This window comes from Janthinobacterium sp. LM6 (genome assembly GCF_002002885.1).
GTDB lineage: Bacteria > Pseudomonadota > Gammaproteobacteria > Burkholderiales > Burkholderiaceae_D > Janthinobacterium > Janthinobacterium kumbetense.
Genome location: NZ_CP019510.1, coordinates 2,448,274 through 2,473,311, shown reverse-complemented (window position 1 = coordinate 2,473,311; position 25,038 = coordinate 2,448,274). Strand labels below are relative to the sequence as shown.

At 63.2% G+C, this 25,038-nt stretch carries 18 protein-coding genes and 1 tRNA gene; 7 read left to right on the top strand and 12 right to left on the bottom strand.

Translation table 11 applies throughout. From position 1 onward, the window contains the following. The first annotated feature begins 8 nt into the window (after nucleotides 1-8). Genes icmH through BZG29_RS10995 form a run of 3 tightly spaced genes read left to right on the top strand, consistent with a single transcriptional unit; the run spans nucleotide 9 to nucleotide 5,115 of the window. A complete protein-coding gene (gene icmH, locus BZG29_RS11005) occupies nucleotides 9-791 on the top strand; it encodes a type IVB secretion system protein IcmH/DotU (RefSeq protein WP_077402270.1) in 783 nt (260 codons plus the stop codon). Beyond that, complete coding sequence (tssI, locus tag BZG29_RS11000) at nucleotides 791-4,618, top strand: type VI secretion system Vgr family protein (protein WP_077402268.1); 3,828 nt, start codon at nucleotides 791-793, stop codon at nucleotides 4,616-4,618. The genes icmH and tssI overlap by 1 nt, the downstream gene beginning before the upstream one ends. 41 nt (nucleotides 4,619-4,659) lie before the next feature. Beyond that, complete coding sequence (locus tag BZG29_RS10995) at nucleotides 4,660-5,115, top strand: hypothetical protein (protein WP_077402266.1); 456 nt, start codon at nucleotides 4,660-4,662, stop codon at nucleotides 5,113-5,115. Between the two features lie 5 nt (nucleotides 5,116-5,120). On the opposite strand, the gene BZG29_RS10990 is transcribed toward BZG29_RS10995, so the two are convergent. The 11 genes from BZG29_RS10990 to cysS all read right to left on the bottom strand — a co-directional run bounded on the left by BZG29_RS10990 (nucleotide 5,121) and on the right by cysS (nucleotide 19,396). Then, nucleotides 5,121-6,266, bottom strand: a complete 1,146-nt coding sequence (locus BZG29_RS10990) for an FAD-dependent oxidoreductase (protein ID WP_150130863.1) — start codon at nucleotides 6,264-6,266, stop codon at nucleotides 5,121-5,123. Beyond that, nucleotides 6,266-8,452: a LodA/GoxA family CTQ-dependent oxidase gene (locus BZG29_RS10985; protein WP_077402260.1), complete on the bottom strand. Its 2,187-nt coding sequence runs from the start codon at nucleotides 8,450-8,452 to the stop codon at nucleotides 6,266-6,268. Before BZG29_RS10985 ends, BZG29_RS10990 begins: the two co-directional genes overlap by 1 nt. A 47-nt stretch (nucleotides 8,453-8,499) precedes the next feature. Continuing rightward, entirely contained in the window at nucleotides 8,500-8,859 is a 360-nt protein-coding gene (locus BZG29_RS10980) for a hypothetical protein (protein ID WP_077402257.1), read from the bottom strand. Further along, on the bottom strand, nucleotides 8,856-10,550 hold the full coding sequence (locus tag BZG29_RS10975) for a tyrosinase family protein (RefSeq protein ID WP_171984978.1): 1,695 nt from the start codon (nucleotides 10,548-10,550) through the stop codon (nucleotides 8,856-8,858). The genes BZG29_RS10980 and BZG29_RS10975 overlap by 4 nt, the downstream gene beginning before the upstream one ends. Before the next feature lie 76 nt (nucleotides 10,551-10,626). Next, nucleotides 10,627-12,672 carry a multicopper oxidase family protein gene (locus BZG29_RS10970; RefSeq protein WP_171984977.1) on the bottom strand — a complete coding sequence of 682 codons (2,046 nt, stop codon included), beginning with the start codon at nucleotides 12,670-12,672 and terminating at the stop codon, nucleotides 10,627-10,629. A gap of 369 nt (nucleotides 12,673-13,041) precedes the next feature. Beyond that, nucleotides 13,042-13,134, bottom strand: a tRNA-Ser gene (locus tag BZG29_RS10965). Between the two features lie 110 nt (nucleotides 13,135-13,244). Beyond that, nucleotides 13,245-14,492, bottom strand: a complete 1,248-nt coding sequence (locus tag BZG29_RS10960) for an aspartate kinase (protein ID WP_035817435.1) — start codon at nucleotides 14,490-14,492, stop codon at nucleotides 13,245-13,247. A 196-nt stretch (nucleotides 14,493-14,688) separates the two neighbouring features. Continuing rightward, nucleotides 14,689-16,107, bottom strand: a complete 1,419-nt coding sequence (gene tilS, locus BZG29_RS10955) for a tRNA lysidine(34) synthetase TilS (RefSeq protein WP_077402246.1) — start codon at nucleotides 16,105-16,107, stop codon at nucleotides 14,689-14,691. A 152-nt stretch (nucleotides 16,108-16,259) separates the two neighbouring features. Then, complete coding sequence (locus tag BZG29_RS10950) at nucleotides 16,260-17,234, bottom strand: acetyl-CoA carboxylase carboxyltransferase subunit alpha (protein WP_034756951.1); 975 nt, start codon at nucleotides 17,232-17,234, stop codon at nucleotides 16,260-16,262. 54 nt (nucleotides 17,235-17,288) lie between these two features. Beyond that, nucleotides 17,289-17,999 carry a DNA-3-methyladenine glycosylase gene (locus BZG29_RS10945; RefSeq protein WP_077409058.1) on the bottom strand — a complete coding sequence of 237 codons (711 nt, stop codon included), beginning with the start codon at nucleotides 17,997-17,999 and terminating at the stop codon, nucleotides 17,289-17,291. Next, entirely contained in the window at nucleotides 17,999-19,396 is a 1,398-nt protein-coding gene (cysS, locus tag BZG29_RS10940; protein ID WP_077402243.1) for a cysteine--tRNA ligase, read from the bottom strand. The genes BZG29_RS10945 and cysS overlap by 1 nt, the downstream gene beginning before the upstream one ends. 279 nt (nucleotides 19,397-19,675) lie before the next feature. On the opposite strand from cysS, the gene BZG29_RS10935 reads away from it, so the two are divergent. The 4 genes from BZG29_RS10935 (at nucleotide 19,676) to BZG29_RS10920 (ending at nucleotide 22,662) form a co-directional block, all read left to right on the top strand. Continuing rightward, a complete protein-coding gene (locus BZG29_RS10935) occupies nucleotides 19,676-20,305 on the top strand; it encodes a peptidylprolyl isomerase (RefSeq protein ID WP_150130862.1) in 630 nt (209 codons plus the stop codon). Nucleotides 20,306-20,378: 73 nt separating this feature from the next. Beyond that, nucleotides 20,379-20,870, top strand: coding sequence for a peptidylprolyl isomerase (locus tag BZG29_RS10930; RefSeq protein WP_035817428.1), 492 nt, complete (start codon nucleotides 20,379-20,381; stop codon nucleotides 20,868-20,870). A gap of 217 nt (nucleotides 20,871-21,087) precedes the next feature. After that, on the top strand, nucleotides 21,088-21,843 hold the full coding sequence (locus BZG29_RS10925; RefSeq protein WP_077402238.1) for a UDP-2,3-diacylglucosamine diphosphatase: 756 nt from the start codon (nucleotides 21,088-21,090) through the stop codon (nucleotides 21,841-21,843). A 69-nt stretch (nucleotides 21,844-21,912) separates the two neighbouring features. Next, nucleotides 21,913-22,662 carry a DUF72 domain-containing protein gene (locus BZG29_RS10920; RefSeq protein ID WP_077402234.1) on the top strand — a complete coding sequence of 250 codons (750 nt, stop codon included), beginning with the start codon at nucleotides 21,913-21,915 and terminating at the stop codon, nucleotides 22,660-22,662. Here the strand turns inward: BZG29_RS10920 and BZG29_RS10915 are convergent. Further along, nucleotides 22,659-24,902 (bottom strand): hypothetical protein, encoded by a 2,244-nt coding sequence (locus BZG29_RS10915; RefSeq protein WP_150130861.1) that lies wholly within the window; start codon nucleotides 24,900-24,902, stop codon nucleotides 22,659-22,661. The genes BZG29_RS10920 and BZG29_RS10915 overlap by 4 nt on opposite strands. Nucleotides 24,903-25,038: the final 136 nt, after the last annotated feature.

Genomic DNA, 25,038 nt, shown 5'->3' with positions numbered 1-25,038 from the left:
GTCCAACGATGCACTCCAGCGCTCCCCCTTCCCTGATGTCCGGCAGCCAGGCCGCGTATGCCGCCAGCATGGCTGCCGGTTCCGGCACCGAACACACCTTGATGGACTTGATGTACGACGGTTTTTACGCCCTGTTCATGCTGAAGAACGGCAGCGGGCCGCAAGACAATGCCGATTTCATCAGCAAGATGACGCACTTCCTCGACGAGTTCAGCCGCGGCGCGAAAAAACAGGGTGCGTCGGCGGACGACATCGACGCCGCCAAATATGCGTTCTGCGCGGCCGTCGATGAAATCATCCTGCGCTCGCCCTACAGCATCCGCGACGAATGGGCGCGGCGGCCGTTGCAGCTGGTGCTGTTCGGCGACCAGCTGGCCGGCGAAAACTTCTTCATCCGTCTCGAAGCGCTGCGCGCGCGCGGCAGCGCGCACCTGCAGGCGCTCGAGGTCTTCCACATGTGCCTGCTGCTGGGTTTCCAGGGCCGCTACATCCTCGAAGGCCCGGAAAAACTCAATTACCTGACGGCGCGCCTGGGCGACGAAATCGCCCAGATGAAGGGCAAGAAAACCGGCTTCGCCCCGCATGCCGAGCGGCCCGACCAGATCATCCACAAGCTGCGCAACAACGTGCCGCCATGGGTGCTGTGCTCGGTGTTCGCCCTGATCTGCGCACTGGGCTACCTGGGGCTGCGCACCATGCTGGCCAAACAGACGCAAGCGCAGATCAATGCCTACAACGACATCGTCAAGCTGGCGCCGCGCGTGGCTAACCTGAGCATTACCCTGCCGTGATGGGCGGCGCACAACAAACCCCGGCACCAACGGGCCAGTTCGGCACGGGCCTGAGCCAGTATGCACGGCTCATCAGCCTGGCCACGGCCCAGCAGTCCGGGCAGCCGGAATCGCTGATGGCGGAACAGTTCGAGGGCCGCGAGGCCGTCAATGAACTGTTCCGCTTCGAGGTCGACGCGCTGAGCACCGCGGCCAGCCTCGACCTGGCCTCCTTCATCGGCGAGGAAATGACGCTGTGCCTGCTGCAGCCCGACGGCAGCCAGCGCGCCTGGCACGGCATCTGCACCGATTGCGCCTGGCTGGGCGCCGACGGCGGCGTGGCGCGCTACCGGCTGCGCCTCGAGCCGGCCCTGGCCCTGCTGCAGCTGCGCCGCGACAGTTACATTTTCCAGGACAAGAATGCGCGCGACATCGTCACCGAGCTGCTGGCCGACTACCCGCAGCTGCGCTTCGAATTCGACGTCAGCCAGGCGCTGACCACCCGCGCCATCCGCACCCAGTACCGCGAAAGCGACTTCGATTTCTTCGCGCGCCTGCTGGCCGCCGAAGGCCTGAGCTGGCGCTTCGAGCACGACCAGCCCGGCGGCGCGCAGGAAGGCGGCGAGGGCGAGGCGCAGGCCAGGCACAAACTGGTGATCTTCGACGGCAAGGCCACCGCGCCGCAGACGCCGGGCGGCGGCGACATGCGCTTTCACGGCGTGCGCGCCACCGATACCGACGACGCCATCGACCGCTTCGGCGCGCGCCGCCAGGTGCAATCGAATGCCGTCAGCATCAGCAGCTGGGACCCGGCGCAGGTGACGGCGCCCGCCGCCGAGCAGGTCTCCAGCCTGGAGGCCGGGCAATTGCCGCAGCTGGCCGTGTATGACGGCGCCGGCGAGCGCCTGCACGCCGACCGCGCGGCGGCCGGGCCGTACAGCGAGCGCATGCTGCAAGCGCTGGAACTGGACAACAAGCAGTTCGACGGCGCCGGTGCCGTGCGCCGCCTGGCCGCCGGCCACGCCATGCGCCTGCTGCAGCACGAGCAGCATGCCGATGGCGCCAACGCCTTCACCGTACTGTGGGCCGAGCACCAGGCGCGCAACAATACAGGGCCAGCTGGCGCCAGCCTGGGCGGCGTGCTGTCGAAGCTGGCCAGGACGGCCGGCCTGGGCGGCGTGGCCGACTGGATCGCCGGCCAGATCGAGCCGGGCACCTACCGCAACCGCTTCGGCTGCGTGCGCGCCAGCGTGGCCATCGTGCCGCGCGCCACCGCCGCGCGCGCGCCGGCCGTGGCGCTGGGCCCGCAGACGGCGCTGGTGGTGGGCCTGGCCGACAGCGTGGCCACCACGGGCCGCGACCACCAGGTGCGCATCCAGTTTGCCTGGCAGCGCGGCAGCGCCGCCAATCCGGGCGGCCTTGCGCACAACACCGACCAGCAGGGCAACGCGCCCGGCAACGAGGCTTCCGGCGCCTGGGTGCGCGTGGCCGAAGCGCTGGCCGGTCCGAACTGGGGCTCGCAATTCACGCCGCGCCTCGGCACCGAAGTGCTGGTCGACTTCATCGAAGGCGACATGGACCGCCCGCTGGTCGTCGCCCAGCTCTACACGGGCAGCGACACGCCGCCGTATGCGGCCGGCGAGGATTCGGGCGTCAACCACGCGGGCGTCCTGTCGGGCATGCACAGCCACAATTTCGACGGTGCCGGCTACAACCAGTGGGTGCTGGACGATACCCAGGGCCAGCTGCGCACCCGGCTCGCTTCGAGCAGCGCCGCCACCGAGCTCAATCTGGGCTACCTGGTACAGCAAGGCGCCAGTTCGGCGCAACGGGGCAGCTACCGCGGCAGCGGCTTTGAGTTGCGCACCGATGCCTGGGCCATGTTGCGCGCCGGCGAAGGCGTGCTGCTCTCGACCACGGCGCGCGCGCGCCAGGGCGCCGGCGTGGCGTCGAGCCAGCTCGACACCAGGGAAGCGCTGGCCCTGCTGCGCGGCGCCTGTGAACTGAGCAAGACCGTGGCGACATCGGCAAGCCAGCAAAAAGCCCTCGTCAGCAAGGATGCGAACCAGGCGCAGCTGGACATGGCGAAGCAGATCGACCCGGGGCAGGACGGCAAGTACCAGGCCAACGTCGGCGGCCAGGAAGCCAGCAAGGCGGGCAGCGGCACGCGCGCGCCCGATGCGGCGCAGCCCGTGGAACGCTACGCCCAGCCGCTGGTGCTGATGGAGTCGCCCACCAGCATCAACTGGGCCACGCCCGCGTCGACCGTGCTGTTCGCGGGCCAGCATCTGCACTGGACGGCGCAGGCCGACCTGCACATGACGGCCGGCCAGACGGTCGCCTCGGTAGCGGCCAACGCGGCCACGCTGTTCAGTCAGGAAGGCGGCATCAAGGCCGTCGCGGGCAACGGCCCCGTCTCGCTCGAAGCGCATACCGACCAGCTGGAAATCCTCGCCGATCAAGCCGTCACGGTGATCTCCGTGAGCGACAGCATCGACATCAAGGCCAACCAGAAAATCGTCCTGCAGGCGGGACAATCCTCGATCACGCTCGAAGGCGGCGACATCACCTTCCGCTGCCCCGGCCATTTTACGGTCAAGGGCGGGCAGCATATCTTCAACGGCGGCGCCAGCGTTGCCGCCGGCCTGCCGCCGCTGCCGGACAGCCGCTTGAAACTGTTCGACGAAGGCTTCGTGCTGAAAGACCGCGACACGGGTGAGCTGATGCCGCGCCAGCCGTATCGCGTCAAGCGCGCCGACGGCAGCATCGAAACGGGCATGACGGACGCCAGGGGCTTGACCCACATCGTGGCCGCTGCCGCCGTCGAGGCGCTGGTGATCGAACTGCTCAAATCGCCGGGCCAGATGCCCGAGACGGAGAACAGCCCTGACCCGGCTCCTGCCCCGCCACCCGGCTCGGACACGCGCGCCAAGGCGCCCGCGCCCGGCACGACGGCCAAGGCGCCGCCCACACCCGAACCGAAATTCAAGGCAACGGGCACGTCCAGCACCAGCCCCGTCGACAACAAACAGCGCAAGGAAGTGCTGATCAAGCGCCCCGCCTGCTGGATCGCCGACTATGAAAAGGAGATTAGCGTCTCCAGCGTGCCGCGCTACAACAACACCTTCGGCGCCACCGGCGCACCGCATGACTATTTCGACAACGTGCGCTACAAGATCTACGTGCCCGTCAAGTCGAATACCGGCATCATCGCCGAATTGCGCGTCAAGGTGATCACGGTGCTCGAGCCGGCCGACCAGGCGCTGGAAGACCGCGAGAAAGGTACCCCGCAGGCCGCCACGCGGGCCAAGCAGCGCGCCGCCGTCATCAAGTACGTCAAGGGCATCGCCACCACGGGGCTGGAAAGCCACTGGAACAATAAATTCCAGATGAAAATCAGCGATCCGGAATGCGGCACGCGCACCCTGCCCATCATCTACCGCGTCGTTTATGTGGAGAGCAACGAGCATTACGTCATGCAGATCCACAAACGCTACGACCGCGAAAGCGTGACGGGTACCATCATCGACGTGTCCGCCTCGACCGATGGCCAGACGCACGCGCATGAATTCGGTCACTGCTATGGCCTGCCGGATGAATATTCGTATGTGGAAGGCGACGACGAGACCGTCAAATACAAGAAGCCGGACGGCAGCTGGGATGCGCCCGTGCCTTCGCTCTCGGACGATGAGGAACCGGAACCGGCCGCTGCCAACATCATGAACTCGGCCGGCTCCATCGTCATCCGTGACCGGCATGCCTGGCAGATCGCCATCGAAGTGCAGGAATTGCTGCGGACGAAAATAGGAAGGCAGATCAAATGCGATATCATCCTGAACGGCTCCTAATCGCACTGCTCGCAGTGTCCCTACAACTCCCAGGAAACGCCATGCCGAACGACATCCTCTCCATCAGCGCCCACTGCATCGATAATCCGGCCTGCATTTTCACGGGCAGCGACATGCGCATCGAAGTGGTCATCAAGAATATCGGCAACGGGGAAGTCGGCTATCCGCTCCAGTACATGCAAGCGCGGGGGCCCAATATGCGCCTGATCGACAACGCGAGCGAACAAAGCCAGGTATTGAAGACGGGCCTGGCCAATCACGCGCTCAAGCGTGCCTTCACCCCCATCGCGCCGGGTCAGTCGATTGCGCTGCAAAGCGTCATCAAGCACACCGAGCTGCGCATGTTCCGTACGGAATTCATCGATGTGACGGCCGAAATCGGCGTCTCGGCCGGCATCCAGACGGCGGGCAGCGAGGAAGCGCTGCCCTTCAAGGGCGGCGCCAGCCTGAAGATCATCGGCAAGGATACGCTCGAACGCGAAGCGCAGCGGCGATAAGACCGCTAGCGCGCCTGCGCCCCCGCATGCAGCTGGCGCCAGAACGGCGCGGCGGGCCAGCGCTGCTCCCAGCCGTAGTACTGCTGGCGCTGCGCCAGGTATTGCGCATGGCGCAGCGCCACCGTCTGCGCCACCGCGTCCAGGGTGGCGTGGCCGGCGATGGCGCCAGCGGCCGCCATGCCGTTGGCCAGCGCCTTGACGATGCCTTGCGAAGTGACGGGATCGTAGGCCGAGGCGGCGTCGCCGATGGCCAGCCAGCCGTCGCCATGCAGTTGCTCGAGGCAGTAGGACGGCGCGGGAAAACTCTGCACGCCGCCTGCCAGCGGCGCCGCGCCGCGGGCCAGCGCAGCCGTGTTGGGCGCGGCCGCCAGCCCGTCCAGCCAGTGCCCGGCATGCTGCAGGCGCCGCGCCCTGACGGTGGCCGCATCGCTGTAAAACGCCAGCAGCAAGGTGGCGTCAGGCAGATGGGCGCCATACCACCAGCCATGTTCGACCGCTTCCAGGTGCGTCAGGCCGGAGCGGGGGCCGTCTGGCGCGGCAAAGCGCATCGCCAGGCATACCAGCGGCAGCGTTGCGACCTTGCGGCTGCCGCGCTGGCGCGCGAAGACGGCGCGCGTGCCGCTGGCGTCGACCACCACATCGGCATGGATGCTGGCCAGTCGCGGGTGCGCGGGATCGCCCAGCATCAATTCCAGGGTAAAACCGCCGCCTTGCGCCGGGGCCGACGCGGCCAGGCTGGCGCGCAGCAGCACTTCCGCCCCGCGCAAGCGCGCCTGGCGCGCCAGGAAGCCATTGAAACGGGAACGCTCCAGGTGCCAGCCATGGCCCAGCGGATGCAGCAGCGCGTCGTTGTAGCCGCGCTTGTCGCTGCCCCACCAGGAACAGCTGCCATGGCAAGGCGCGTGCGCCTCGGCGAAAAAATCCTGCGCAATGCCCAGCGCCTGGAACAGACGGTTGGCTTCGGGCGGAATGCTTTCGCCGATGCGAAATTGAGCGTAGTCGCCCGCCTCGATCACGAGCACGTCGTGCACGCCATGCTGCGCCAGCGCCAGCGCGCAGGCGCAGCCCGCCGGACCGCCGCCGATGATGGCGACCCGGTAGCGCGGCCGCGATGGCCCGGCCGCGCCGGGACTGTCTGCAGCCGCCGCCATCAGGGCTTCGGTTTCGTCTGCGGCTTCGGCCGGTACACCTTGTCGATGGCCGTGTTGCGCCAATACTCGACCAGGTTGCTTTCATCGCTGTCGAACAGGCTTTCGACTTCCAGGTAGTAATCCTTGCAGATGGCCTTCTCGCCAGCCTTGCGCGCAATCACCGTGCTTTGCACGACCACGCCGATGCGGTGCCAGTTCAGCAGGAACTGCGCGCGGTCCTGGTAGCGGCCCACATGCATGGCGGGCCGGTCGATTTCCGCATTTTCCGCTGTGGTCGATGGCACCCCATCGGCCCGCGTGCCCTTGCCGCGCACGGAATAGCGCGGCGTCGCCAGTTCGCCGCCATTGGCGACGACGTCGTCATACGTGTACACGGCTACGGGCCGCTGCGCCGGCCAGGAGGAATACAGCAAGGTATTGTAGCCATTGCCCTTGAGCGCCGTGGCCGCATCGATCGCCTGCTGGTTATTGAGTACCTTGCCGCCGGGATTCGGATCGGGCAAATGCGTGGCGCACGAGTTGTAATCGGTATGCCACGGCAAGGCCATGAACTTCGACACGTCGCCGGGCTGCACCTCGCCGCCGCGCAGCGGCATGTAGCCGGCGCCAAGGAAGGGCTGGTCCCTGACGGCGGCTGCGTAATCGAGATGCTGTGCATTGATGCGGAACGGGCCGCCGGCATCATGGCGCCGCCACGCCTGCCGGTACAGGCCGGAGTCGCGCACGATAAAACCCATCTCGATGCCGGGGCTGTAGCGGCCGCCCAGGCAGTTGAACAGGACGGTGCGGTCGAGCGCTTCGCCCGCGCCCAGCAGGAAATCGCCGCTGTCGGCCACGTACTGGCCATGCGCCCACTGGTCCATGAAAAAATACTGCGCCCGGGTCAGGGTCAGCAGGCTGCTGCCCGCGTCGCCCAGCGACAGCGGCATTTGCGGCTTCAGCGACGGCGCGCCCGTCTGGTCGGGATGGCGGATGAAATTCATGATCGGGTAGCTCAGGCCGTCCGCCTTCATCTTGCCCAGCAAGTCGTGCTCCTTGATCGCCCTGGGCGGCAAGCTGGTCGTCCAGCGCTGCAGCGAGGCCGCGCGCAGGATGGGCTGGACATCGGTGCTGAAATTGCTCCGGTAGCCCGTCTGGTAACTGCCATCCGCGTAGACGGCGGGGCGCAGCGCCATTTTTTCCAGCCAGGTGCAATACAGGTCGTCCCACAGCGAGACAACGTTCGCCGTTTGCGGCGCGTACGACGGGTCGCTCGATATCACCCAGGCGCTGCCCTCGACGCTGCGCGCCGTGCCGTCGGCGAAGAGCAGCATGGCCGTGACGGGACCATCGGCCACGTCATCGAACCAGTTGTCGTTGTTGACATTGTCGTGCAGGACGGCGGCGGGCGAATAATTGCCTTGCGCGTCGAAGCCGCATGCCTTGCCATAGCCGCCCAGCACCAGCAAACGTCCATTCGTTTCCGTCGCGATGGCGCCCAGCGAGGCGATGATGGCGCCAGGGCCTTGCGCCGGCGCGCCAGGCGGCCCGCCACGCGGGAACGACACCGGATAGTCGGGCAGGCTGCGCACGGCGCCGCTGGCCGCATCCGCGCACGACGGCGGCGTCGATGTGTCGAACTGCTGCACGCCCTGGCGCGAAGCCTGCACGGTGCGCGGTCCAGGGTCGATGACCAGCAGCTTCAGGCGCAGTGGGTCGGCCGGCGTGCCGAAGTGCGGCGAGCCTGGTGTGCCGAAGGCCGGATTGCGCAGGGCTGGCGCGCGCTGCTTGTCGAACGGTGCCACGCCTTCCCCGCCCTCCCAGCTATTGGCTTTCTTGTTGGCCAGGTGCACGGTCCAGACGATGTCCTTGACGATCTTGCCATCGACCATGCTGCCGATGGCCACTTCGGCCGCCGCGCCCCGCCGGCCCAGCGGGTAGCTTTCCACGCCGTCCGCCGCGTCGAACGCATATTGGTAAATCCGGAAGCGGGCCGCCTGCCGCTTGAGCTTTCCGCCGGCGTCGCGCAACTCGGTGCTGGCGATGGTCGTGTCTTCCGTGCCGGGCCGGATCGGCAAGCCTCCCGTGCCATCCTGGCCAGCCAGCGGCATGCCGGCCAGGCTTTCCGGGCCCAGATAGTATTCTTCGCTGTTGCCGACGCGGGCGATGCCGATGGCGGGGTGAATTCTCAAACCTGTGTATGCCATGCTGAACTCCTGATCATCAAGGGTGTCTGTGCCGGTTGGCCTGATAGTCACGGCTGCATGCCGTCCCTGACCCACTGGTCGAAGATATCGATGCCTTCCTGCGGCATCGGCCCGTCGGGCGGCATCGGATGCGGCGCGGACATGACATACTCGCCTTCCCGCCCTCCCGGCGCGCGCAGGCGGTGCCCGGCGTCCACCAGCCATTTTGCGTTGCGGCTGTCATAGTCGTAACCGTGGATGGCCACCTGGATTTGCCAGGCAAACGCCTTCACGCTCGCATAGTCATTCAGGTACAGCCGCTGCACGCCCGTCGACTCGGGGTTCGACAGCTTGATCTTGTTCATGTCGGCCACGTAGCGGGAAAACAAGCCCTGCACGTCGCGCTTGAAGCTGGTCCGTTCGCTCATGGCTTGCTCTCCTCATACGTGGGTTCGGCAGGTTTGCGGCGGTCGACGACCTGGATCACGGGCGTGGAAAAATCGCCTTGCCGTATCAGGCCGCGGCCCTTGTCATTCGTGGTGATGGCCGCCGTGATGCGCCAGGCCTGCCTGCGCTTCTTGGGGACCAGGCTGTCGACGATGCCCGTGATATCCGTTTCGATGACATATTTATCATGCTGGTGGGCACCGGACAGGGCCCAGTGGCTGGTGCTGGTGACCAGGTAGCGGTCGCGGAACGCCTTGTCGCCGATGCGCGCAGTCACCTTGGCGGGATACAGGTAGATATCGGCCTGAAAACTGTAGTCTTCGTCCGCATGCGCGCGGTCCAGCACCATGTTCGCCCGCTTGTCGCTGGCCACCCGCCGCGCCGGGATCGTGTAGGCGCTGGTCACGGTGAGGTCGGGCCTGGCGACCGCGCCATCGGCCGCATCGTCGCTGAGCAGGGCGGCGAACAGGCTTTTCTGGTTGTCGCCGAATACAAACCCCGCCTGCTGGTGCCGGTCGATCAAAGCCTGGATATCCTTCTTGCGGGCAAATTCGCCGCCATAGCGCGGCTGGAAGCCATAGCCTTGCCGGAGGGTGTCGAAGTACAGCACCGCCTGGCCCATGTTGGCCGTATAGTCGCCCGAATCGCTGCGCTGGGCATCGCCGCTGCCGGCGCTCCAGCCGACGGGCCGTGGCAAGCTGGCGTCCTGTTCGCTGCGCATGAACGCCGTGCGCCCGCTGCCGCGTATGCCGGCGTCGCCATGCTCGTCCAGCCACTTCTCGAAACTGTAATCGAGGAAATTATGGAAGGCATAGAACAGCGGATCGAGGCCGGCCGTGACGTTGTCGCCCATATTGCCGCCCATGTAGGTGGCGTGCATGTGATTGTGGATCTTCGTCTCCAGGTTGCCGCCGCCCAGGCTGCCATATTCGTCGCCGCCAAAATCGGCCCAATCCATGTAATAGATCTGGTAGGCCAGTAAGTTGGGCGAAGCCGTGGCCAGCGAGCTGTCGAGCCCCTCCCTCTTGCGCGTGGCATCGTACAGCGGCGAATCGACATCCTCGAAGGCTTTCGGATAACGCACGCCGGAAGGCTTGCGGGTGAAGTTCCAGTACGGCAACGCGACGTTGCGCGTGCTGGGGCCACGCTCGCCGTTCGGGTCGGCCGCCTGCAGGGCTTGCTCATAAAAGTACAGCTGCGCCCGGTGCCATTGCAGGAAGGTGTTCTTCTGGTGCTCGCACTCGCCCGGGAATTCCTCATGGGCATTGTCCTCGGTCGCCACCTTGTCGATGAAATAAGCAATGTCGCAGCTGTTGCGCGTCGGATCGCCCAGCAACTGCTTCAGCCTGTCGCCTGGCAAGGCCGCCTGGCGGTCATTGAAGACATCGACGGAGGTGCAGTTATGCACCCAGGCTTGCCACAGGAAGCCGCGCCGGTCATACACGTTTTCCTGGCTCTTGCGTTTCATCTCGCTCACCGCATGCTTGAAGGCGTCAAGCTCGGCCGGGGTCAGCTCATCGATATTCTTGCGGTAGCGCACGACGCGCGCGCCACCCGGCTCCGCCTGGGCCTGCAATTCCGGGCGGCAAGATACGCCAGCCTGCGCCTGTACCGCAGTGCAGACGCCCGCGCACAGCAAGCCGGCCAGGAGGGGAAGGAGGGAAGTTTTCATGCGTAACATGGGCAATTGCTCCGGAAGCAGGTTGGGAAAGGCGAAAGCGCGCCGGGCGCGCTGCCGCCAGGAACGGTCAGTGTCCGTGTCCGCCCACGTCGCCACCACCCTTGCCATCCGGCAGTACCACTTTGACGTTTTGCATCATGCCCTGGTCTTCATGCTCGAGGATGTGGCAATGCAGCACGTATTCGCCGATGTAGCGCTGGTAACGCGTGGCAATCTCGATCTTGTGGTTCTCCATCACCAGCAAGGTGTCTTTCCACGTGCCGATCAGATCCTTGTACTGCGCATTGACCGTGCCGCCGTCGGTGCGGGAAATGCCGATGATCTGGAAGGGGTTGACGTGGATATGGAAGGGGTGGCTGCCATTCTTCGACGCGAGCTCCCAGATCTGCTCGGTGCCCAGCACCAGCGTGTGGTCGACGCGGTGCGGATCATATACATACTTCAGCTCGGGTATCGGCGAGTCTTCCGGCTTGCCTTCCACCATGAAGCGGACCTTGCCGTCCAACTTGGCAATATTGAAGGTCACATACTCCTTCTTCTTGCCGCGCATCGCGTCCTTTGCCGCCTCGCTGAAGCCCGCATGCGGGACGAACTTGCCGAGCTTGAGACCATTCTCCAGGTCGCCGAGGATGATGCTCTTGACGTTATCGGGCAACTGGGCGCCGGGCAGGCTCTTGACGGCGTTGCGCAATTCGGCCAGCAGGAAATCGCGCGGCGACTCGCCCGCCCTGGCGCGCGCGGACGCCTTGGCGTTGGTCTTGGCGGCGATCACGCCGATCAGGCGCGTGTTGTTGACGTCATGCATCGTCGTCATGTTGTTGAGGTTGGTTTCCGCATATACGCAATACGCACCGGCTTTCGGCAGGGCAAACAGAATATCGCTGCGGTAACCCGGCTGCAGGTAATTCAAGGTCTTGGGGATAATCTTGTCGTGCGTCAAGCCATCGCTGGCCACCTCGAATTGCGTGACGTCCTCGCCATCGCACAACTCCATCACGTCCTTGTCCTGGTTGGCCACGCCGAGCGCCCGGAACAGCTTTTGCGGGTCGTTGGCACGGCGGATGCGCAGCACCACCGTTGCCTGAAAGCCCGTGTCGATCATGCGCCAGCGGTACAGGCGCTGCGTCTTCATCTTCAGCACCGGCTGCACCTTGCCGTTGACGGAGGTATAGCGGCCCGACATCAGCCAGGCATCCGGATCCTTGACCTGATTGAAATCCTCCAGCACGCCGACTCCATCCGTGGCGCACGGCTTCGTCGGCGTCAGGCTGTTGCTGGGGCAGTCATAGGGAATTTGCTGCAGCAGTATCACCTCGCCGGCGCTGCCGCTGCCATCGTCGGGCTGGAATTGCTTCAGTATCACATCGAGGTCGCCATTCGCCGTGGCGGTCGGATATCGGTCGCCTTCGACCACCAGCGCGCCGGCCATGCCGCTGGCGACCTGCATCGCCGTCGCGCCATGCTGGTGCGGGTGATACCAGAAGGTGCCGGCCGGGTGGTCGATGGGAATATTGTATTCGTACTCAAAATCCACGCCAGGCTTGATCGATATCAACACGTTGTCGCTATTGCCCGAGGGCGAGACCCACAGGCCATGCGAATGCAGATTGGTATCGTTGAAGCAGCCAAGCGGACGCGCCGCATTGATATCGCTCGTCGCGCACTGCTCGGCCGGCAGCGCCGGCAACTGGTTATGCAGCTTGAAGCGCACGGTTTGCCCCGGCGCCATCACCACGGTGGGCGCCATGAAGGTGGCCGCATTCTCGTCGCGTCCATCGAGCGCCAGGCCGTCCGTCTGCTGGTAGGAACGCAGGCGCACCTTGTCATGCTTGGCCGTGGTCGGGTTATAGATGCTGCCGTTGGCATAGCGGATGTACAGGTCATACGACCTTTCAAACTCGTCGCGCTTGCTCGCCGCGCGGTTGGCTGGCCTGGCGCGCGCCTTCAGCTTCGGCGGCTCCTGCAGCAGGCGCAGCTCGAGTTTGGGCACGGACTGCAGGTTCAGGTCGACATTCAGATTGACCGTGCTTTCTGCGGCGAAGGCGGCACTGCAAGCGAACGGCATGGCGGCCAGGCACAGCGACACGTACCTGCGGGGAAGGCGGTGGGACATGACAACTCCTCGATTGGACTGGACAATGGAAGCATGGCTGGGCATGCGTATTTTTATTAATAACATTGCCATTATCCATAATGACAAAGAGTCAATACTCACACTAAGTCACTTGTTGTATTTATTGCTGAGGCGGGACGGGGGTAGGAATGAGGGTACTGATGGGGGCTGATGCAGAGGGGGCGCTTGCCGCCAGAGCCTGAGGTGAGGGGACGGCGTTGGCCGCTGCGCGGCCAACGGCCCGCGCGCAGCGCGGTGATTGGGCGATTCGGAGAGGACTGGGCCGGCACGGCCCAGTCCTTCGAATCCCACCGTTCCGTCCAGACAAATAAAAAAGCCTCCCGCAGGGGAGGCTTTTTTATTTGATTCTGGCGGAGACGGTGGGATTCGAACCCACGATACAGGTATAAGCCGTATGCATCCTTAGCAGGGATGTGCCTTCGGCCACTCGGCCACGTCTCCTAGCTGATTACTCAACTATGTCTCTGTAGCTAACTGCGCTGCAGCGACGAACGTCATAATATCGATTGCCCCCCCTTTGGTCAAGGGCGTGGGGCAATATTTTTGGATATTTAAGCTTTTTCCAGCTCGAACGCTTTATGCAGCGCGCGCACTGCCAGTTCCATGTACTTTTCATCGATCAGCACGGAGATCTTGATCTCGGAAGTGGAGATCATCATGATGTTGATGCCCTCTTCCGACAAGGTGCGGAACATTTGCGATGCGACGCCGACATGGCTGCGCATGCCCACGCCGACGACGGACAGTTTCGACACTTTCGCGTCGCCCGTGATACTGGCCGCGCCCAGCGATTCGCGGTTCGCTTCCAGCACGGCCAGCGCGCGCGTGTATTCGCCGCGCGAGACGGTGAAGGTGAAGTCCGTTTTACCGTCCACCGACTGATTCTGTATGATCATGTCGACTTCGATGTTCGCGTCCGCCACCGGTCCCAGGATGTGGTACGCCACGCCTGGACGGTCGGGCACGCCGAGCACGGTGATTTTGGCTTCATCGCGGTTGAAGGCGATGCCGGAGATGACTGCTTGTTCCATGTTTGTATCTTCCTCAAACGAAATCAGGGTGCCTGAATTGGCTTCTATTTCCAGCGGCAACATCGGGTCGGTCAGCGACGACAGCACGCGCGTGGGAACGCGGTAGTTGCCGGCAAATTCCACCGAGCGCGTCTGCAGCACTTTGGAACCCAGCGAAGCCAGTTCCAGCATCTCTTCAAAGGTGATGGTCTTCAGGCGGCGCGCCTCGGAGACCACGCGCGGGTCGGTCGTGTAGACGCCGTCGACGTCCGTGAAGATCAGGCATTCGGCCGCCTTCATGGCGGCGGCGATCGCCACGGCCGAGGTGTCCGAACCGCCGCGGCCCAGGGTCGCGATGTTGTCGTGTTCGTCGACGCCCTGGAAACCGGTAATGATGACAATCTTGCCTGCATCGAGGTCGCGTTTGACTTTTTCGTCATCGATCGACTGGATGCGTGCCTTGGTAAAGGCGGAATCGGTCTTGATCGCGACTTGCCAGCCAGCATAGGATACGGCTTGTTTGCCGATCGCCAGCAGTGCCATCGACAATAGGCCGACGGACACTTGTTCGCCTGTCGAGGCGATCATGTCAAGTTCACGGGGATCGGGTTGATCCATGATTTCCTTGGCCAGTCCAATCAGGCGGTTGGTTTCGCCCGACATGGCGGATGGCACCACCACGATTTGATGCCCGGCGTCGTGCCACTTGGCAACGCGCTTGGCGACATTCTTGATACGGTCAGTCGAGCCCATCGACGTACCGCCATATTTGTGGACGATTAAAGCCATAAGAGTGAAGTTTCCGCTCAAGAAGAATAAAAAAGGAGGGCTTTACTCTACATGCCGCAATGCAAAATAACAAGCTAAAAAGCGCATTAGCTCATACCGATTGCGCATATGGAAATAACCAATCCATGCAGTCCAGCTGGCTTGAGCAGCCGCTTGGCAGCCACCCCGGGAGTGGCCGTGGCGGCTGCCCTTACGCTCAGCAGGAGACCCAACGCAAGGCGACGCGGGGACGATTCAGCAGACTCAGGCAATGGCAATCGAGGCCAATACCGGCCGCGAACAGCAATTGTTGCGCCGCACAGACAAGGGGCAGCCGTTCGCGCTCCCAGGCGGGCACGTCAAACGCCTGATAATGGTATTTCAAGCTCTTGGTGGGACGGTTCAAGGCCAGTTTCAATCGCTCGCCGCCTTGGCGGAAGTCGATGGTCAAGGTCTGTGCTTGCAACCAGGCAATATCGATACCCTGGCCGCCCTCTTCCACCGCATCGAAATGCAGCACGCCGCCATACGCGGGAAACGCCAGGCTGGCCTCGCCCTGCCACGTAAATTGGTGGCCGGCTTTTTCCAGCCCGGGGATGCCCGCATCGTCACGCTCGCGCATGCCGGCCAGCTCAATCAGCTTCGGCGTCAGGTATAAACGGTCGCGGTGGCGCCGCACGTGGCATTCGGGATGCGTGACCAGCAATTGCGCATCGGGCCGCGCCTCCAGCAGCTGCGCCAGCATTTCCGCCAGCCACGCCGTCGACGGCATGCGCAAGCCGCGCGTGCCGAACCAGTGGCGCAGCAGGTTGTAGCAGCGGTCCGCGCTCAGCGCGCGCAATTTCGCCAGCTCGATGCACTCGCCATCGAGACAGTCCGCCAGATCCTGCGTCGCCAGTTCCGTCAGCAGGCGCTGCGCCGATTGCGCATGCTGGGCGCTGCGGGCGAAGCGCTCCTGAAAACCGGGAAACGCCTGTGCCAGCACGGGCATCACCTGGTGCCGCAGGGCATTGCGGGCGAAGCGGGGATCGTCGTTCGACTCATCGTGGATGTGCGCGATCGCGTGCTTCGCCACGTACGCTTCGAGTAGCCTGCGCGACACGGGCAGCAGCGGGCGCGCCATCACCAGGTCAGGATTGCCCAGCAGCTCGGGCGCGCTGTTGGCGCCATCCATGCCGGACAGGCCCGCCGTGCCGGAGCCGCGCAGCAATTGCAGCAACACCGTTTCAGCCTGGTCATCCTGGTGGTGGGCTGTGAGCAGCAGGCGCACGCCGTGCGCGGCGCTCAGCTCGCCCAGGGCCGCGTAACGGCGCTTGCGGGCCGCTTCTTCCGTGCCCGTTTTCGCATTCTTTTCCAGAGTGACCTTGCGTGCCTCGAAGGCGATGCCCATGCCGGCGCACAACTGCTCGCAGTGGGCCAGCCACGCATCCGCGTTCGGGCTCAGGCCGTGGTGCACGTGAAACGCGTGCAGGGCCACGCCGTGCTCGTGCGCCCAGGCATGCGCCAGGTGCAGCAGGGCAGAGGAATCGAGGCCGCCGCTGAGGGCGATGCCGACGGTGCTGCCGGGTGCAGGTGCGCAGGCGTCCAGTGCGCGGGCGAAGATGTCGGGCACGGTGGCGGTTTGTTGCTTTTTCATTCGGACTCCGGGAATGCAAAGAGGGACAGGCTGCTAAACGGATGGTGTCGTTTAGCGGACTGTCCCTGGTAAAACTTACTCACCGCAGGCAAAAATCCGGGGTCAGACCCGGCGGGTCTGACCCCGGCATTTGCCTGCGTGACCAATAGTACTTACTCGCTCGGCGTGGTTTCCTTGAACTTGCCGTAGCTCAGCAGTTTTTCATGGCGCGCGGCCAGCAAGTCCTTGGTTTTCATGCCGTGGAACTGGCGCAGGGTGTCGGCCAGTGCGCGTTTCAGCAAGGTGGCCATCTGTTTCGGATCGCGGTGGGCGCCGCCCAGCGGTTCGTTGATGATCTTGTCGATCAGGCCCATGGCTTTCAGGCGGTGCGCCGTCAGGCCCAGCGCTTCGGCCGCGTCGGAGGCGCGCTCGGCGCTCTTCCACAGGATCGAGGCGCAACCTTCCGGCGAGATCACGGCATAGGTCGAGTATTGCAGCATCAGCACGGCATCGCCCACGGCGATGGCCAGCGCGCCGCCGGAACCGCCTTCACCGATGATGGTGGCGATCAGCGGCACCTTGAGTTCCGCCATCACGTACAGGTTGTGGCCGATCGCTTCCGACTGGCCGCGCTCTTCCGCGTCGATGCCGGGGAAGGCGCCTGGCGTGTCGACGAAGGTAAAGATAGGCAAGTTGAACTTTTCAGCCACTTTCATCAGGCGCATGGCCTTGCGGTAGCCTTCCGGCTTCGGCATGCCGAAATTGCGCATGGCGCGCTCTTTCGTGTCGCGGCCCTTCTGATGGCCGATGACCATGCACGGCTGGCCGTTGAAGCGGGCCAGGCCGCCGACGACGGACAAATCGTCCGCGTAGCTGCGGTCGCCATGCAATTCGTGGAAATCGGTAAAGATTTCATTCACATAATCCATGGTGTAGGGCCGCTGCGGGTGGCGCGCGATCTGCGCCACTTGCCAAGGGGTCAGCTTGGCGTAGATATCCTTGGTCAGCTGCTGGCTCTTCTTGGCCAGGCGGTCGATCTCTTCCGAGATGTCGACGGCCGAATCGTCTTGCACGAAGCGCAACTCTTCGATCTTGGAATCGAGTTCCGCGATCGGCTGTTCAAAATTGAGGAAAGTCGTTTTAGTCATTGTACCTCCAGGTTTTACCGGCCACGGCGCCAGGGCGCGCGGCGTCATCTATGTTTATTTTACCGTACCGGCTGGTGCGCCGGGGGCTGTATCGGATGCGGCAGGGGCGGCTGCAGGGTCGAGACTGCGCCACAAATACCACGTCGCCACGGTGCGCCACGGCTCCCAATTGGCGGAAACTTCGCGCGCATCGCTGCGGGAAACTGGTTCGCCGGAGAAATAATTGACGCTGATGCCCTGGATCAAACCGGGATCGTCGAGCGGCAAGACATTCGGCCGGAGCAGATTAAATATCAGAAACATCTCGGCTGTCCAGCGGCCGATGCCGCGGATCTGCACCAGCTCGGCGATGACGGCTTCGTCATCCATCTGGTCCCACTGGCTCGCGTGCACGCGCTTGGCCTTGAAATGGTCGGCCAGGTCGAGGATGTATTCGGTCTTGCGTTTGGACAAACCGCAGGCGGACAGTTGCTCGGCGCCTGCCTTCAATACTTGCGAAGGCGTGCATTTCGGGCAAGCCAGCAGCAGTTTTTTCCAGGCAGCATCCGCCGCCTTGGGCGTGATCTGCTGCCCCACCAGCGAACGGGCCAGGGTGGTAAACGGGTCGCTATGGCCGACCAGGTGCAGGTCGCCAAATTGCGGGATGAGCTTTTTCATGATGCGGTCGCGCTTCATCAGCTCGATCTTCGCCTCTTCCCAGTAATGCGGCACCTGGATCACCTGCGCCGCCACCGGGGCTTCCCCGTTTTCCCTGGACGTTGGCATCATGCGCGGCGCCAGTTGGTCGAGCCGTCAGGCTTGTCTTCAAGAATGATGCCCGCAGCCAACAATTCGGCGCGGATCTTGTCGGACTGGGCAAAGTCGCGCGCCTTTTTCGCCGCGCTGCGCGCCGCGATGGCCGCTTCGATGCCGGCCGCCTCATCCTGGCCGCCGTCAGCGGCGCCGACGGTGGCTTGCAGGAATTGCTGCGGCGTGCGCTCAAGCAAACCGAACACGCCCGCCAGGCCCTTCAATTGACGCGCCAGGGCCGGCGACTTGCTCTTGTTGACTTCCGTTGCCAGGTCGAACAGGGCGGCCACGGCCAGCGGCGTGTTGAAATCGTCGTCCATCGCTTCGCGCACGCGCACGGCATGGGCTTCGCTCCAGTCGATGGCGCCCTCTTCCACCGCCACGTCGGCCAGCGCCGTGTACAAACGGGTCAAGGACAGGCGCGCGTCATCGAGGTGCACGTCCGAGTAATTCAGGGGGCTGCGGTAGTGCGCGCGCAGGATGAAGAAGCGGATCACTTCGGCATCGAACTTTTGCAGCACTTCGCGGATGGTGAAGAAGTTGCCGAGCGACTTCGACATTTTTTCATTGTCCAGGCGCACGAAACCGTTATGTATCCAGTAATTGACGCTGGTATGGCCGAACGCGCCTTCGGATTGGGCGATCTCGTTTTCGTGGTGCGGGAATTGCAAGTCCGCGCCGCCGCCGTGGATGTCGAATTGTTCACCGAGCAAGGCGCACGACATGGCCGAGCACTCGATATGCCAGCCCGGGCGGCCCTTGCCCCACTTCGAATCCCATTTGACTTCTTCCGGCTCCGACTCTTTCGACGACTTCCACAGCACGAAGTCGAGCGGATCGCGCTTGCCCGTGTTGACGTCGACACGCTCGCCCGCGCGCAGGTCGTCGAGCGACTTGCCCGACAGCTTGCCGTAGTGGGGGAAATTGCGCACGGCATAGTTCACATCGCCATCCGCACCCTGATAAGCCAAATCTTTGGCTTCCAGCTGCTCGATCAGGCGCAGCATCTGCGGCACGTATTCGGTGGCGCGCGGCGTGTGGTCGGGCGTCAGGATGCCCAGCGCGGCCGTGTCTTCATCCATGTAGCGGGTGAAACGCGTCGTCAGCTGGGAAATCGTTTCGCCGTTTTCCACGGCGCGGCGGATGATCTTGTCGTCGATGTCCGTAATGTTGCGCACATAGGTGACGTCGAAACCGGACGCCTTCAGCCAGCGGTAAATGACGTCGAACGCCATCATCATGCGCGCATGGCCGATATGGCAATAATCGTAGATGGTCATGCCGCACACGTACATGCGAACCTTGCCCGCTTCCATCGGGACGAATACCTGCTTCTCGCGAGCCAGGGTGTTGTAAATCTTTAGATTGCTCATCGTGCTTTGCAAGTGGAGCGGTCGCCAGCCTGGCAAAACGACAGACAGGCGCGGACACCGGGGGTGCCGCGCCACAGAACTGCCGTGTGCGCCGAAGACTGTACGACCCGCTATATTGTTGTTCTTGTTTGTTAGAATTAGGGCGTTAGCGGTCAAGTATAACATTGATAAAAACCATACTGGCCCGATATGAATCAGGTTTTTACGATGTTCAACCGAATTTTCACTTCTTTACAATTAAAGCAAGTTTAAAGAAAAATAACGATCAAGGACGCCTTCATGCAAGAAATCAAATCGAAACGCCTGTCTTTCCTGGCCCGCTTTTGCACCCTGTTTGCCGGCCTGACCCTGGGCAGCGCCGTCGTGGCAGCCGCTCCGGCGACCGCCGTCGACCCAACGCCGCACGTGGCCCTGAAAACCAGCATGGGCGAGATCGTGCTGGAACTGGACCAGGAAAAGGCGCCGAAAAGCGTGGCCAATTTCCTGCAGTACGTCAACAGCGGTTACTACAAGGGCACCGTATTTCACCGCGTCATCGACGGCTTCATGATACAGGGCGGCGGCTTCGACAAGAACATGAAGCAGAAACCGACGAAAGCGCCGATCAGGAACGAGGCGCAGAACGGCTTGCAGAACGTCACCTACAGCATCGCCATGGCGCGCACGGGCGACCCGCATTCGGCCACCGCGCAATTCTTCATCAACGTCAACGACAACGGCCCGCTCGACTACCCTGGCCGCGACGGTTTCGGCTACACGGTGTTCGGCAAAGTCGTCAGCGGCATGGAGGTGGTCGACAAGATCAAGGCCGTGCCCGTGGCAGACAAGGGACCGCACCAGAACGTGCCCGTCACCCCCGTGGTGATCGAATCGGCGACTTTACTCAAGACAGCGCCCGCAAAACTGTAAAATAGCGTTTTTGCGGCGCCCGCCTGTCTGGCGCCGCTGAATCAATTATTCATCCAATTTATTAAGGATCATCATGACCTCCGTCATCATCACCACCAATCTGGGCAAGATCACCGCTGAACTGGACGCCGAGAAAGCGCCGAAAACGGTTGCCAACTTCCTGGCCTACATGCAAGCTGGTCACTACGACAACACGATTTTCCACCGCGTCATCGACGGCTTCATGATCCAGGGCGGCGGTTTCGAGCCAGGCATGAAACAAAAGCCAGCCGACACCACCGTGGAAAACGAAGCCAAGAACGGCCTGAAAAACGACACGTACACGCTGGCCATGGCCCGCACGTCGGACCCGCACTCGGCATCGGCCCAGTTCTTCATCAACATCAAGAACAACAGCTTCCTCGACTATCCAGGCCAGGACGGCTGGGGCTACGCCGTATTCGGTAAAGTCACCGAAGGCAAGGAAGTCGTCGACGCCATCCGCGCCGTGAAAACCTCGCGCGCCGGCATGTTCGCCGATGTGCCAGTGACCGATGTCATCATCGAAAAAGTCGAAGCCGCTTAAGGTAGCCCTGCAAACCTACTGCGCAGCCCACTGCCGGGTTTCCGTTGCTCGCTGTACTCAAGGTACAGCTCCGCTACTCGACCCGGCATCGGGCTTGCTCGCTACGGTTTTCAGAGCCACCTTCAACAATTCATTCCATACACCAAACAAGCCAGGCAGCAATCATGCGTCCCGCAAGCAAGCAGTCCCTTTACTACGGGAGCGTTGAACGATGACAATGCCTGCCGCACTCTTTATTTCCGACCTGCATCTGCAGAGCTCGCATCCGCGCACCAGCGCGGCGTTTCTTTCTTTCCTGGAACACCATGCGCAATATGCGCAAGCGCTGTATCTATTAGGCGACCTGTTCGAATACTGGGCCGGCGACGATGACCTGGAAGACCCGTTCAATGCGCGCATGACGGCCGCCATCCGCGCCGTCAGCGATGCGGGCGTGCACGTCTACTGGATCGCCGGCAACCGCGACTTTCTCGTCGGCTCCGGCTTTGCCGCCGCCGCCGGCGCCACCCTGCTCAGCGAACCGCACGTGGCCACACTTGCCGGCCGGCGCATCGTCTTGCTGCATGGCGACGCCGAATGCACGAAAGACGTGCAATACATGGAGTTTCGCGCCATGGTGCGCCAGCCTGCCTGGCAAAAACAGTTCCTCTCCATGCCGCTGGCGCAGCGCAAGGCGATCATCGACGGCTTGCGCAAAAGCAGCCGCGAGCACAATGGAGAAAAATCCATGGACATCATGGATGTCACGCCCGATGCCGTAGCACAAGTATTTGCCGAACACGCGAGCACCGTCATGATCCACGGCCATACGCACCGCCCCGCCCTGCATAAAGTTGACGAAACCTTGCGCTATGTCTTGCCCGACTGGGAATGCGACGTGACGCCGCCACAACAGCCGCGCGGCGGCTGGATCGCCATCGATGCGCGCGGCAACATCACGCGTCATGACTTGAACGGCGACATCATCGACTAGGCGGTCGCCTACCGCCGCACGGGCACTTGTCCGATAGCCGCGCCCGCCTGGCCTTGCTGTAATGGCGCCATGCACACTGTATACATCGGCACGGCCGGCTGGAGCCTTTCCAGCGCCGTCGCCAGCCGCTTCCCCCTCGATGGCAGCCAGCTGCAGCGCTATGCCCAGGTGCTGGATTGCGTGGAAATCAACAGCTCCTTCTACCGCTCGCACCAGAGCGCCACTTACGCGCGCTGGGCCGCCAGCACACCCGAGCATTTCCGCTTCAGCGTGAAATTGCCGCGCAGCATCACGCACGAACGGCGTTTGCGCGATGGCGCGGCCGAACTGGATCGCTTTGCGGGGGAAGTCATGCAACTGGGCAATAAGCTGGGCTGCGTGCTGGTGCAGCTGCCGCCCAGCCTGCGTTTCGAGGCGGACGTGGCCGCGGCATTTTTTCAGGCGCTGCGCCAGCGCTTCGGCGGCATGCTCGCTTGCGAAGCACGCCACCCCAACTGGTTCGCGGCGCAGGCCACCGGACTGTTGACCGCGCAGCGCATCACGCGCGTGCGCGCCGATCCGCCCGCCGGCCAACCGGGGCCGCACGTGCCCACCACCAGCGAGGCCTACCTGCGCCTGCACGGCAGCCCGAAAATATACTATTCCGACTATCCGGCAGACTACCTGGCGGCACTGGCCGCTGAATTGCACGCACAAACACAGGCGGACAACTGGTGCATCTTCGACAACACGGCGGCCGGAGCCGCCCTGTTCAATGCGCTGGATTTGCAGGCGCGGCTGAGGGATGCGCCAGCCGCGCCTGCGCATCGCGCCATTTAAGGCAAGGGCATCTGGATGATGGCGCGGGCGGTATAGCCATACAAGGTACCGTTGCCAAAAGCCAGGGCCTCCACGATGGGATTTCCCCATGCCAGTTGCGGTGAGGAAATGACCCCGGCCGTATCGATCTTGCGCACGCCATCCTGGCCGCTCAGGTACAGGTTGTCGGCCTGGTCGATGGCCAGGCTGGGCATGCCGGCAAAGGACAGGCTGCCCACGCCAGGCGCACCATCGGCATTTTTAGTCGAGTACAAGGTGCCGGCAAATATGGTCACGGCGCCGGAACGATCCGCCTTGAAGATCACTTGATGATAATAGTCATCAAAATACAGATTCCCCTTGCTGTCAAACACCATGCTGTAAGGCAAAACATCTTGCAAGCCGAGCTCACTGTCGCCGAAGGAGCGCGCGAGCGTCTCAAAAGACACAAACAAGGAAAATACGCCACCGGGCGGGCGCCGGTAAATCCCCCCGTCCAAAGCCTCCGTCCAGGTGATATAGCCATCCTTGTCAATCGCCAGGATATACTGCTGAAGGCCAAAACCGTCTGCTGGCAATGGTTCAACGGTGGACATGACCCCGTCGGCATTGATCTTGCGCAAATTAAATGAAGCAGAATTCGGCGCCCTGTCCGCCACATACACGGCGCCATCCGCGCCGCAAGCAATGGCCACGGGGCTGAGCATGGTCGCGCTGAGCCGTGGCCCGTCATCGCTGCCGGCGCGGCCGGCAATCCCTACATAGACTTCCAGCTTGCCATTGGGCGTCAGCCGGCGCAGCACCTTGTTGGCCGCCTCAAGCAGATAGACATTCCCGGCAGGGTCGCTGCACACGTCCGATGCCTTAAGAGTACCCACGCGGGCCGCAGCGCCCACGCCATCCACCTGCCCGATATTGCCCTGTATGACAGGCAGGATCACAATCCTGTTGCCGCCATCCACCCGGCTCAAGCGCTGCAGGGTGGAATCGTAGACCAGCATGCTGCCCGTATCCCCGATCAATATCTGGGTCAGGTTTTTCCAGTCGAGATAATTCCCTCCCGCGTCGGGCACATACCGGCCCACCACCGTCGTCACCTGGCCATCGGGCGTCATGCGGCGGATGGCCTCGCGATCGGTCAGCAACAAATTGCCGCTGCGCTCGAACACCATGCCGCGCACGCCCCTGAAGCTGGCATTGACACCATTGCCGTCATAGCCAGACGTTCTCACATTTCCGGCGACCAGGGAGGCCACGCCATTGGCAAGGCGATACATCTTGCTGCCGCTACTGTTGCTCAAGTAAATGACGCCGTTGGCATCGACTGCCATCTGACCCACGCGTCCCGTCCGCGGCTGGCCATTCGGCTCGGCAAACAGGACATTGTAGGAACTGACCACGCCAGTTGGCGTCACCCGCCGAACCTGGAACTGTCCATCATCGACGAGCAGCAAATCACCGTTCGGATCCATGGCCATGCTGGCGATCACTCCAAACCGGGCTTGCGTCCCCGGCCCGTCGGCATACACAGGCACACCATCCGGCTCTGCCAGAGTCGCACTGCAATTGGCACGGCGCTTGCCGGCCAGTGTACTGACCACGCCAGCCGGCGTAATTTTTCGTACCTGGCCATTGCAGGTGTCGGCCACATACAGGTTCCCCTTGCCGTCGCTCACCAGCGGTGCACGGCCCCCCATGTAAAAAGTCGCGCTGGCAGCAGGCCCGTCAACGGCACCGGCCTTGCCCGGCATGCCGGCGTAGATACTGAGGCTGCCGTCAGGGGCCAGCTTGTGGATCACTTGTGAGGGAACATCGGCGATGTAATAATTGCCCGCGCCATCCTGCGCTATGCCATCGACACGCTGGATCCGCTCCTGCACGCCCGCCAGCAAGATGGGCAGGCAACGCACGGCCAGGGTGCTGACATCCGCGCTGCCCATGGTCGCCGCGCCTTGCGCGATGCTGCAGCCCAGGCCAGCGGAGGCGCTGTCGACCTTGCCTTGATACGCCGTGCCCGCCGCCAGCTTGCCAACAAAGCTGAAGGGACCGTTGGCCGTGACGGTCAGCTTTTCCGTGCCGTTCGCCAGCACGACGCTGGCGCCAGGCAGCAAGCCGCTGACCGTGCCGCCCAGCAGATAGCGTGGCGTTTCGGCCGGCGCCACGGGTGTCGGTGGCGGCGTGGACGTGCCGCCGCCGGAACCGCCGCCACAGGCGCTCACCAGCGCCAACAGGGCGGCGCCGCAGCCGGCACGCCTGAACAAATTCTGTACTTCTCCAAAGCAATTTATCATTTCTGCTTTCATGGCTGTGGCGACATGCGCGCAAAAAGTTATCAAGTAGGATTTTCAAACACGCAACATTATAGTTTCCTTATGGATAGAAAAACATGAATAGGTT

Excerpts from the sequence above, each read along its gene's own strand:
- BZG29_RS10985 (WP_077402260.1), bottom strand. The coding sequence starts at position 8,452 with ATGGCATACACAGGTTTGAGAATTCACCCCGCCATCGGCATCGCCCGC.
- BZG29_RS10975 (WP_171984978.1), bottom strand. The coding sequence starts at position 10,550 with ATGAAAACTTCCCTCCTTCCCCTCCTGGCCGGCTTGCTGTGCGCGGGC.
- BZG29_RS10970 (WP_171984977.1), bottom strand. The coding sequence starts at position 12,672 with ATGTCCCACCGCCTTCCCCGCAGGTACGTGTCGCTGTGCCTGGCCGCC.
- BZG29_RS10995 (WP_077402266.1), top strand. The coding sequence starts at position 4,660 with ATGCCGAACGACATCCTCTCCATCAGCGCCCACTGCATCGATAATCCG.
- BZG29_RS10960 (WP_035817435.1), bottom strand. The coding sequence starts at position 14,492 with ATGGCTTTAATCGTCCACAAATATGGCGGTACGTCGATGGGCTCGACT.
- icmH (WP_077402270.1), top strand. The coding sequence starts at position 9 with ATGCACTCCAGCGCTCCCCCTTCCCTGATGTCCGGCAGCCAGGCCGCG.
- BZG29_RS10945 (WP_077409058.1), bottom strand. The coding sequence starts at position 17,999 with ATGCCAACGTCCAGGGAAAACGGGGAAGCCCCGGTGGCGGCGCAGGTG.
- BZG29_RS10980 (WP_077402257.1), bottom strand. The coding sequence starts at position 8,859 with ATGAGCGAACGGACCAGCTTCAAGCGCGACGTGCAGGGCTTGTTTTCC.
- BZG29_RS10935 (WP_150130862.1), top strand. The coding sequence starts at position 19,676 with ATGCAAGAAATCAAATCGAAACGCCTGTCTTTCCTGGCCCGCTTTTGC.
- cysS (WP_077402243.1), bottom strand. The coding sequence starts at position 19,396 with ATGAGCAATCTAAAGATTTACAACACCCTGGCTCGCGAGAAGCAGGTA.
- BZG29_RS10950 (WP_034756951.1), bottom strand. The coding sequence starts at position 17,234 with ATGACTAAAACGACTTTCCTCAATTTTGAACAGCCGATCGCGGAACTC.
- BZG29_RS10930 (WP_035817428.1), top strand. The coding sequence starts at position 20,379 with ATGACCTCCGTCATCATCACCACCAATCTGGGCAAGATCACCGCTGAA.
- tssI (WP_077402268.1), top strand. The coding sequence starts at position 791 with ATGGGCGGCGCACAACAAACCCCGGCACCAACGGGCCAGTTCGGCACG.
- BZG29_RS10925 (WP_077402238.1), top strand. The coding sequence starts at position 21,088 with ATGCCTGCCGCACTCTTTATTTCCGACCTGCATCTGCAGAGCTCGCAT.
- BZG29_RS10990 (WP_150130863.1), bottom strand. The coding sequence starts at position 6,266 with ATGGCGGCGGCTGCAGACAGTCCCGGCGCGGCCGGGCCATCGCGGCCG.
- BZG29_RS10920 (WP_077402234.1), top strand. The coding sequence starts at position 21,913 with ATGCACACTGTATACATCGGCACGGCCGGCTGGAGCCTTTCCAGCGCC.
- tilS (WP_077402246.1), bottom strand. The coding sequence starts at position 16,107 with ATGAAAAAGCAACAAACCGCCACCGTGCCCGACATCTTCGCCCGCGCA.